General features: G+C 28.9%; 9 protein-coding genes. All 9 read right to left on the bottom strand.

The annotated features are described in order from the left end of the window. Nucleotides 1–5: 5 nt before the first annotated feature. On the bottom strand, nucleotides 6–992 hold the full coding sequence (gene galE / locus ABCM86_RS07825; protein ID WP_195930891.1) for a UDP-glucose 4-epimerase GalE: 987 nt from the start codon (nucleotides 990–992) through the stop codon (nucleotides 6–8). 18 nt (nucleotides 993–1,010) lie between these two features. Further along, on the bottom strand, nucleotides 1,011–2,174 hold the full coding sequence (locus tag ABCM86_RS07830; RefSeq protein WP_343003796.1) for a galactokinase: 1,164 nt from the start codon (nucleotides 2,172–2,174) through the stop codon (nucleotides 1,011–1,013). 162 nt (nucleotides 2,175–2,336) lie between these two features. Then, nucleotides 2,337–3,362, bottom strand: a complete 1,026-nt coding sequence (locus ABCM86_RS07835) for a LacI family DNA-binding transcriptional regulator (RefSeq protein ID WP_343003797.1) — start codon at nucleotides 3,360–3,362, stop codon at nucleotides 2,337–2,339. 189 nt (nucleotides 3,363–3,551) lie between these two features. Then, a complete protein-coding gene (locus tag ABCM86_RS07840; protein ID WP_195931412.1) occupies nucleotides 3,552–4,757 on the bottom strand; it encodes a cation:proton antiporter in 1,206 nt (401 codons plus the stop codon). A gap of 307 nt (nucleotides 4,758–5,064) precedes the next feature. Then, a complete protein-coding gene (locus ABCM86_RS07845; protein WP_295761532.1) occupies nucleotides 5,065–5,976 on the bottom strand; it encodes a phosphate acyltransferase in 912 nt (303 codons plus the stop codon). Beyond that, the gene (locus tag ABCM86_RS07850) at nucleotides 5,969–6,796 is read right to left on the bottom strand and encodes a MerR family transcriptional regulator (RefSeq protein ID WP_295761534.1); all 828 of its coding nucleotides are present in this window, start codon (nucleotides 6,794–6,796) and stop codon (nucleotides 5,969–5,971) included. Before ABCM86_RS07850 ends, ABCM86_RS07845 begins: the two co-directional genes overlap by 8 nt. A 26-nt stretch (nucleotides 6,797–6,822) precedes the next feature. Continuing rightward, the gene (gene buk / locus ABCM86_RS07855) at nucleotides 6,823–7,893 is read right to left on the bottom strand and encodes a butyrate kinase (protein WP_195931409.1); all 1,071 of its coding nucleotides are present in this window, start codon (nucleotides 7,891–7,893) and stop codon (nucleotides 6,823–6,825) included. Nucleotides 7,894–8,036: 143 nt separating this feature from the next. After that, a complete protein-coding gene (locus ABCM86_RS07860; protein WP_195931408.1) occupies nucleotides 8,037–8,612 on the bottom strand; it encodes an indolepyruvate oxidoreductase subunit beta in 576 nt (191 codons plus the stop codon). A gap of 1 nt (nucleotide 8,613) precedes the next feature. Continuing rightward, the coding region (gene iorA / locus ABCM86_RS07865; RefSeq protein ID WP_343003799.1) for an indolepyruvate ferredoxin oxidoreductase subunit alpha at nucleotides 8,614–10,365 on the bottom strand (1,752 nt) is incomplete at its 5' end.

Here is a 10,365-nt window from a genome sequence, read left to right on the forward strand (position 1 = left end):
CCTTATTATTTTTCAAATCCATTTGGATGACCTTGGTGCCATTTCCAAGCTGTTGCAATCATTTCTTTTATATTTTCATGCTTAGGATTCCATCCTAATTCTGTTCTCGCTTTATTTGATGCTGCAACAAGCTTAGCTGGGTCCCCTGCTCTTCTTTCACAAATCTTAGCTGGTATTTCATGTCCTGTAACTTCTCTTGCTGCTTGTACCATTTCTTTTACTGTAAATCCATTTCCACTACCAAGATTGTAAATGTTACTATCAGATCCACTTCTTAATTTTTCAACTGCTAGTATATGTGCATCAGCTAAGTCAATAACATGTATATAATCTCTTATACATGTTCCATCATGTGTGTCGTAGTCATCTCCAAATATTGATATAAATTCTCTTTTTCCTAGAGGAACTTGAAGTATCAATGGTATTAAATGTGTTTCTGGATTATGATCTTCTCCTATTTCTCCACTTTCATGAGCACCTGCAACATTAAAGTATCTAAGTGAGATATATTTTACACCATGTGCACAATCTGCCCATTTCATCATTTTTTCCATACAAAGCTTTGTTTCTCCATAAGCATTTGTTGGACAAGTTTGGTCAGTTTCTAATATTGGTATTTGTTTAGGTTCACCATAAGTTGCTGCTGTAGATGAAAATACTATCTTTTTAACACCATTTTTAATCATAACCTTTAATAACACTTCTGTTCCGTGCACATTATTATTGAAATATTTTAAAGGGTTTGTCATACTTTCGCCTACTAAAGAATTTGCAGCAAAATGTACAACTACATCTATATCATTTTCTTCAAATACTTTATTTAATTCTTGTTCATTTCTTATATCAACTTTGTAAAATTTAGCTTTTGGATGTATTGCATCTTTATGTCCTGTTTCTAAATTATCTACTATTACTACATCTTCACCCTTATCGATAAGTTGTCTAACTGCATGACTTCCTATATATCCTGCTCCACCACATACTAATATCATATTATTCATCTCCCGTATTTATATTTCTCTTGTTCCATCACCTATACTAGCCACATAAAAATCTGCATCGTATCCTATAATTTTTTTGTAATTTTCTCCTACAAACTTTTTGAAATCATCTACTTTAGATCCTTCGACTATAGATACTGTACATCCACCAAATCCTGCGCCTGTCATTCTACTTCCTACAGTAGCTTCGTGTTTTAATGATAAATCAACTAATGTGTCTAATTCTTTTCCTGTAACTTCATAATCATCTTTAAGCGAATTATGTGATTCTATCATTAATTTTCCAAAAGCTTCTATATCATTTTCTTCTAAAGCCTTTACTGCTTTTAAAGTTCTTTGATTTTCATAAACAGCATGTTTAGCTCTTTTTATCCTAACTTCATCTTTTATTAAGTATTTATTATTTTCAAATTCTTCTTCAGTAAGCTCTCCTAAAGATTTTATATTTAATTTAACTTGAAGTTCTTTTAACGCTTGTTCACATTCACTTCTTCTTTCATTGTATTTTGAATCTGCAAGACCTCTTCTTTTATTAGTATTAGCTATAACTACGACCTTATCTTCTAATGCTACTGTACTGTATTTATAAGATAAAGTGTTGCAATCTAATAATATAGCACTATCTTTTTTACCCATTCCTATGGCAAATTGATCCATTATACCGCAGTTAACACCTATGAAGTTATTTTCTGCTTCTTGGCAGTATTTTACTAAATCTACTCTATCTACATTGAATTTAAAAATATCATTTAACATAACAGCCATTAACAGCTCAAGTGATGCTGATGATGATAAACCTGCGCCATTTGGAATATTTCCATATACCACCATATCAAATCCTTGTTCTATATCATATCCATGATTTCTAAGAGCTTCTATAACTCCTTTTGGATAATTTGCCCAATCATGTTCTTTTTCATTTTTTAAATCATCTATATTAAAAGTAATAATTCCTTTATCTACAAAGTTTTCTGAATACATTCTAACAATTTTATCACCTCTTAGAGAAATAGCACCATAAGTACCAAAGCTCAAAGCACAAGGAAATACATGACCCCCATTGTAATCAGTATGTTCACCTATTAAATTAACTCTCCCTGGAGAAAAAAATATTCTTAAATTTTCATCGTAATTAAAAATATCCTTAAATTTTTCTAAAATAAATTTTTTCACTATATTGCCCCCTATATAAAATTTTTCGATTTCTATATTTTCATATTATCATAAACAAATAATAATAACAATATTTTTACTAAAATTTTACTAAAATTTTAGTAAATTATTATAAAAAAATTCTACATCTATAATTTAAAAAGATGTAGAATTTTTTACTTATTATTTAACAGCTCCTGTACTTTGTCTTATAATCAATTGACTCGGTATTATAACTTTTTTACTGTATTTTCTATTTTTCGAAACCTTTTCTAAAATTAAATCTACAGCCGCATTGGCTAAATTCTCTATATGGACCCTAACTGTAGTAAGCGGTGGAATTGTGTGTTGTGATGCTATTAAATCATTAAATCCAATAATGCTTATATCCTCTGGTACTTTTATATTACATTCATATAAAGCCCTTAAAGCTCCCGTTGCTATAGTATCTGTTTCAACAAAAAAAGCAGTTGGAAGTTTATCATTATTTAATATAAATTCTTTTGTCTTATTGTATCCATCTATAGAGGTAACATCCATAGTATCAATAATATAATCTTCATTATATAGATTTTTAGATTTCATATAGGACTTATAAAATTCTACTCGTTTATCTAAACTCTTGTTTTTATAATCATCTAAAGTTTTAAAACTTCCTATAAAGCCAATTTTCTTATGACCTAATTCAATTAGGTGATTAAGTGCCATTATTGTACCTAATTTAAAATTTATTTTTACCGAATCATAGTTGATTTCATCTGGTGAAGAATCTAAAAACACAATGTTTTTATTTATCTCGCTTATTTTTTTTACTTCTTTTTTACTAAATTTACCTATAGCGATAATACCGTCTATTGGCTCTTCTCCTATATACTTATATTCCTCATTGTTTTTATATAAATTCACAACTTGTATTTCATTTTCAAAACATTCTCTATCTACTACACTTCTAAGTAATAAATAATATGGATCCTCTAGTTGTTCACTAGGATTGTACATTTCAACTATTCCCACTCTAATTTTGTTATTTTCAATCTTATTATTTATTTTCCTTTGCTTCAAAGTTTTATATTGCATTTCTTCTGCCATATTAAATATTTTTATTTTTGTTTCATCACTTACACTTATACTAATATCATGATTTAATACTCGTGATACTGTACCAACTGAAACCCCAACTGCATTAGCTATCTCTTTTAATGTCGCCAATATAAATACCTCCTTATTTGTATTTTTACAAAATAAAAATAACTGCGCATTTACTTTATTATAAAACATATATAATAAAATAATAAACCCAGTTATTATAAATATATACCCTTATCTATAAATTACTTTTATGATAAACGAATTAAAAATGCAATCGATAAAATAAATATAATAAAATTTATTAAAAAACTAACTTATCATTTCATCATTTAAATTATTATCATTAAATGCTATTTTTAAAAGAATCGGTGCAATAATAGTTGTTATTATTACTACTATTAATATAGGTGCAAAAATTACATTTGATATAATTCCTAATTTTACGCCTTTATTTGCTACTATAAGGGCGACTTCTCCTCTTGAAACCATACCTGCTCCAATTTGAAGAGATTCTTTATTTGAAAACTTAAATATTTTAGCACCTAATGCACATCCCCATAACTTTGATATAACTGCTACTATAGATAATACTATTGCAAATGCTACTATTATTATACTCATTTTTGGTAAAACTAATTTAAGACCTATACTCACAAAGAATATTGGTGATAAAAATGCATATGATAAATCATCTACTGCAAACATAATTTTTTCTTTTTTAAGACCAACTGCTGATATAATAAGACCTGTTACAAACGCACCTGTTATGTCTGCAACACCAAAGTACTCTTCAGATATATAAGCTAGTAATAAACATAAACCAATTACTGCTATTACTTGTCTTTTAAAGTTTTCTTTATCCATAAACCAATTTTTTAATATTTTATAAAGTACAAATGATACTATTGCCATAAATACAAAGTATAATAATATTTTTAACAATATAATATTTACTTTTACAGAAGTATCAGCAAAGCTTGAAACTAAAGACAGTGCTATTATACCTAATATATCATCAATTATAGCTGCACCTAATAATGTATTTCCTACATTTGAATTTAATTTGCCCATTTCTCTAAGTGTTTCTACAGTTATACTAACTGATGTTGCAGTTAAGATCACACCTACAAATACACTTTCTAAAAATAAACTACTATGTCCCATAATATCCTGCATTCCAAACTTACCAAATAAATAAGTTGTTACCAGTCCTAATATAAAAGGAATTAATACACCTAAAACTGCTATTACAAAACATGCTTTCCCTTGTTTTTTTAATTCGTATATATCAGTTTCTAAACCAGCAATAAACATCAAGAATATTACCCCTATTTCTGATAATTGCATTATAAATTCACTTTCCACAACTAAATTTAATACACATGGGCCAATTATAATCCCAGCCAATAATGCCCCAACTACTTGTGGTAGTTTAATTTTTCTAGATATCAATCCTAATAATTTAGTCGAAAATAAGATTAATGATATCTCAAATAAAAAATAATAAGAATTCATATTAATATGTCCTCTACTTTCATAATATTTAATTTATAAAATTTTCCTTCCCTAACGCAACTGATATTATACACCCATTGAAATAATATATCAAAAGAAAATTTCAATCTTTTTCCAACATTTCAAAAGAAAACATTTATTCCAAAGGTTTTAGTTATGTAATTTTTTCCACTTCTTATTATGTAATAAATCTATTTCCATAGAAAGTTTATAAGAAATATAATAACGAGTAAATTTATTTTCTAATGTAAAATAAAAAGACGTTTTTAAAAAACGTCTTTTTATATAAACCAATTATAAATATTTATCATTTTTTATGAGATGCTACTATAGCTCCATATGCTATAGAATATAATTTTGATTCATGAGTATCTGCTCTTGATACTAAAACTATTGGAGATTTTGCACCCATTATTATACCTGCTGATTTTGCACCTGCAGCATATGTAAATGCCTTGCCTATTCCGTTTCCAACCTCAATTGTCGGCATCAATATTATATCTACATCTCCACCAACTTGTGTTTTAAACTTCTTAACTTCACATGCTTCTTTTGATACTGCCAAATCAAACGCAAGAGGACCTTCAACAATTACATTGTCTCCAAATTCGCCATTTTTACCTGCTTCTTCTAATTGTTTTGCATCGATAGTTGCTTGCATCTTAGGATTTACCTTTTCTTTTGCTGCTAAAGCTGCCACTTTTATAGTTTTTAGTCCCAATGGCTCTGTAGCTTCTATCGCATTTTTTAATATTTTTACTTTTTGTTCATAATCAGGGGCAATATTCATACCTCCATCAGTTGTTACTAATAATTTATGATAAAAATCTACTTCATAAATCATAACATGACTAAGCAAACTGTCTGTTCTAAGTCCCCATTCTTTATTTAAAACTGCTTTTAAAATTACAGATGTATCTAAAAGTCCTTTCATAACAAAGTCTGCTTCTTTGGAAGAAACCAATTTTACAGCTACCTCTGCGCATTCTTCTATAGTTTCTTTATTTATTATTTTTATTCCATTTAAATCAAAGTTTATTTCTTTTGATATATTTCTTATTTCATCTTCATGCCCCACTAATATCGGTGTTATTATTTCCATCTCAGTAGCACTTTTTATTGCAAGTAATACTTCCTCATCATGCGCAGCTGCAACTGATAAGATTGCTTTTTCACTACCTTTTAAAACATCTAACATTTCATCTAGTTTTTTAATCATACAATCTACTCCTTACTGGTATTTGAATTTCTGAAACCATTTCACTCTCACAAGTTATTAAACTAGGGTCTACTAATTGTATCTCTATTGAATCATCGATTATTTCATAATTATTTTTTATGATATATTCATCCAACTTTTTATAATATTTTGGGGCATCTTTGTGGTATCCATTATATCTAATAGATAAATATTTCGATTTTGGAAATACTTTTACTATATTTTTTTCATACTGTCCTTCTTCAACTATAACAAATGCACGATTATATTCGGTATATATCTTATTTTTTAAGTTATCCTTTGAAATCGATATCCCTACATCTCCGTAAGTTAAGCTTACCTTATATTCAGATACCTTTGCTAATTTTCTAACTAATAATTCAACACCTTTATAGGATATGTTTTCTTTGTATTCAATTACACACCTTTGTTCAAAGTCAATTTCTCTTATCTGATCTAAAAAATCTAATTGTACCGCATCTTGTATCTGAAATATCTTTTTATTTATTTTTTGTTGAATTAGTTTTAATTCATTTATTTTTTCTTCTATAATCTTATTTTGATATTCTAAAGAATCTACTATACTACTCAAATTCAATGTATTTAAATGATATTTTATTTTGCTTAAACTAAGCCCTAATTCCTTTAAGTACTGTATTGTCTCTAGACATTCAAATTGATCTATTGAATAATATCTATATTTATTATGTTCATCTACATAACTCGGCTTAAATAAGTCAATCTCATCGTAATATCGAAGTGTCTTACTATTTATATTAAATAATTTTGAAATTTCTCCAATAGTAAAAAATTCTTTCATATATCACACGCCCCTAAAATTATACATTACTCTTCTTTATAAATTCTAGCTTCTTCTTCTCCCCTTAAAACTCTAAGTCCTCCAAATGCAAGGGCTTCTAATTCATTTTCTCCAGGTAGTATTTCAACAGGAGCAATAAATTGAACTCTTTTTTTAATACTCTCTGTCATATATTTAGAATAAGCTATTCCCCCTGTTATAATTATAGCATCAACAACTCCATTTACAACAGTTGCTAATTCTCCTATTGACTTAGCTATTTGTAGCGCCATTGCATCGTATATTAATTTTGCATCTTCATCTCCATCGCTTATTTTGGATTCCACTTCTCTAGCATCAAAAGTGTGCATATATGAATATATTCCACCTTCTCCTCTAACTCTTTTTTTCATCTCTTTATGAGAGTATTTCCCGCTATAACATAAGTCTATCAAACTAGTTACAGGTAATCTTCCTGCACGACTAGGTGAAAAAGGTCCCTCTTCATCAGATACAAAATCTATCATATGTCCCTTTTCATGTACATTTAAACTAATTCCACCACCTAAATGTGCAACTATAAGGTTTAAATCTTTATATTCTTTATTATGCATTTTTGCATATTTAATAGCCATAGCTCTTGTATTTAAGGCATGAGTTAAACAGTGTCTATCCATTCCATTTAGCCCTGAAGGTCGTGCTATATCAATACATTCGTCTACACAAACTGGGTCATATATATATGAATCTACTCCAATTTCATTTGCAAGCGAATAAGATATAACAGCTCCTAAATTTGATGCATGTTCTAAAGTTGGATTATTTCTAAGTCTATCTATCATTTCATCATTTATCTTATATGCTCCACTTTTTACAGGTGGAAGACCTCCACATCTTCCTACTATCGTATTTATACTTTTTAAGTCTATATTATTTTCATCTAATACATTGTGTATCTGTTCTTTTCTCATTTTATATTGATCTAATATATTATCAAACTTAGATATTTCAGCTGCATCATGCTCTATTGACTTTGTTAGTATTGGCTTTTCATCTTCATATACAGCAAACTTTGTAGATGTTGATCCTGGATTTATAACTAAAACTCTATAAGACATACCTCTTCCTCCCATTTTATATAGATAAAATTATATAGATAAAAAGCTATTATAAGTCTTTTCTCATAACAGCTCTTTACCTTAAATAAATTTTTATTTAAATATAACTATTTAACTTTTATTATCTATTTAAATTAGATAAATTAACTTACTAATTCCATTCCTTCATGTAAAGCTCTTATATTTATATCAATAAACTTCTCTTTTACATTGTCTTTTATAATTTGTTCCCAATCTATCTCTTCCAAATGCATTCCTTTTATAACTGTACCTAGTAAAATTATATTCATAACTTTTTCATTTCCAAGTTCAACTGCTTTATCAGCTGCATTTATAACTTTTGCATGTAATTCTTTTAATTTTTCGTCCACTTCTTCTACCTTATATTCAGCGCTACCTGTTATAGTTGCTACTGATTCCATCTTATAGTTATTAGCTACTATTGTTCCACCTTCTTTAAGATATTTTAAATATCTTAGTGCTTCTACTTTTTCAAATGAAACTATCATATCTGCTCCACCAATTTCAATAACTGGAGAATAAACTTTATCTTTTGAATATCTAATTTGAGATGAAACTGAACCTCCTCTTTGGCTCATACCGTGTATTTCACTCATTTTCACATCGTATCCTTCTTGCATTAGACCTATTGTCAACAATTTACTAGCTAAAATAGTTCCTTGACCACCTACACCAACTAACATTATGCTTTTAGTCATTTTATTTTTCCTCCTTTACTATGGCGTCTTTTGGACAAACTTGTAAACAAACTTCACAACCTAAGCATTGGTTTTTATCTATTAAAGCTTTTTTCGTTTCTTTATTAACTGATATTGCTGGACATCCAGTTTTTGTGCATTTTTTACATCCTACACATTTTTCTTCATCTACAACACATTTATCTGTAAATACTTTTCCGAATTCGTCTATATCTGCTTGTGAAAATCTCTTAAGAGCACATGGCCATCTAGTTATAATAACTGACGCTTCGTCTAAACTAATTGCCCAATCTAGTGCATCTCTTACTTCATCTAATTTATTTGGATTTATGACTCTTATATTTTTCATTCCTAAAGCTCTTACTACTTGTTCAATATTTATTGCTGTTGTATCATCACCTTGTAGTGTAAAACCTGAGCCTGGATTTTCTTGATGTCCTGTCATTCCTGTTATTCTATTGTCTAATATTATTGAAATTGAATTTCCCTTATTGTATATAACATCGATTAAGCTGTTTATTCCTGTGTGGAAGAAAGTTGAATCTCCAAGTACACCTATTACTCTTTTTTCATTTCCATCAACCATATTAAGTACCTTTTGACATCCATGAGCTGAACTTAAACTAGCCCCCATACATACAACAAAGTCCATCGCATTATATGGTGAAGCAAATCCTAAAGTATAACATCCAATATCTCCAGCAACTACAACGTCTTTTCTCTTTCCTAATTCATAAAATAGACCTCTATGTGGACATCCTGCACAAAATGTAGGAGGTCTTGGTATAACTAAGTCTGGATCTATATCTTCATGTTTAAAGTTTTCTTTAAATATGCTCTTTCTAATTACATCAGGAGTCATTTCACCATATGCAGGTAGTATATCTTTTCCTATACAATCTACACCTAATGATTTTACATGTTCTTCTATAAATTTATCATTTTCTTCTACTATGTAGATTTTTTCTACTTTAGAAGCAAATTCTTTAATTTTTTCATCTGGCATTGGATTTGTAAATCCTAATTTTAGATAAGATGCATTATTATTAAAGACTTCTTTTGCAAAATTGAAACACATTCCTGAAGATATAACGCCGACTTTAGCTCCTTCATTTATTTCCATATAATTTACTTCTGTTTCATTTGAGAATTTATATAATTTCTTTTCTCTTTCTTCTACATCTACTCTTAATAATCTAGCATTAGCAGGTACTGTTACTCTTTTTACTACTTTTTCATAAGGTTTTATACCAACTTCATTTCTATCTTCACATTCAACTAAGCCCTTTGAATGGCAAAGTCTTGTAGTAAGTCTCATTATTACTAAAGTATTGAAATTTTCACTTATTTCATAAGCCATTTTCATCATATCTTTTGCCTCTTGGCTTGTGGATGGTTCTAATAGTGGTACTTTTGCTGATTTTGCATAATTTCTATTATCTTGCTCGTTTTGAGATGAATGCATACCTGGTTCGTCCGCAGTTATTACTACAAATCCTCCATTTATACCAGTATATGCAACTGTGAATAATGGGTCTGCTGCCACATTAAGTCCAACATGTTTCATAGATGCTAAAGTTCTTGCCCCTGCAAATGCTCCACCTGCAGCTGATTCTAATGCTACCTTTTCATTTGGAGCCCATTCAGCTACTATATCATCTTTATATAAAGCTATATTTTCTAATATTTCTGTACTAGGAGTTCCTGGATATGCAGACGCATATTTAACACCAGCTTCATAAGCTCCACGTGC

This window comes from Clostridium sp. 2218st1_F5_2218SCRN_220325, assembly GCF_039062665.1.
Taxonomy (GTDB): Bacteria; Bacillota; Clostridia; order Peptostreptococcales; family Peptostreptococcaceae; genus Intestinibacter.

Bases quoted from the DNA above. Each gene is read 5' to 3' on its own strand.
- galE (WP_195930891.1), bottom strand. From the start codon at position 992: ATGATATTAGTATGTGGTGGAGCAGGATATATAGGAAGTCATGCAGTT.
- ABCM86_RS07840 (WP_195931412.1), bottom strand. From the start codon at position 4,757: ATGAATTCTTATTATTTTTTATTTGAGATATCATTAATCTTATTTTCG.
- ABCM86_RS07845 (WP_295761532.1), bottom strand. From the start codon at position 5,976: ATGATTAAAAAACTAGATGAAATGTTAGATGTTTTAAAAGGTAGTGAA.
- ABCM86_RS07850 (WP_295761534.1), bottom strand. From the start codon at position 6,796: ATGAAAGAATTTTTTACTATTGGAGAAATTTCAAAATTATTTAATATA.
- buk (WP_195931409.1), bottom strand. From the start codon at position 7,893: ATGTCTTATAGAGTTTTAGTTATAAATCCAGGATCAACATCTACAAAG.
- ABCM86_RS07860 (WP_195931408.1), bottom strand. From the start codon at position 8,612: ATGACTAAAAGCATAATGTTAGTTGGTGTAGGTGGTCAAGGAACTATT.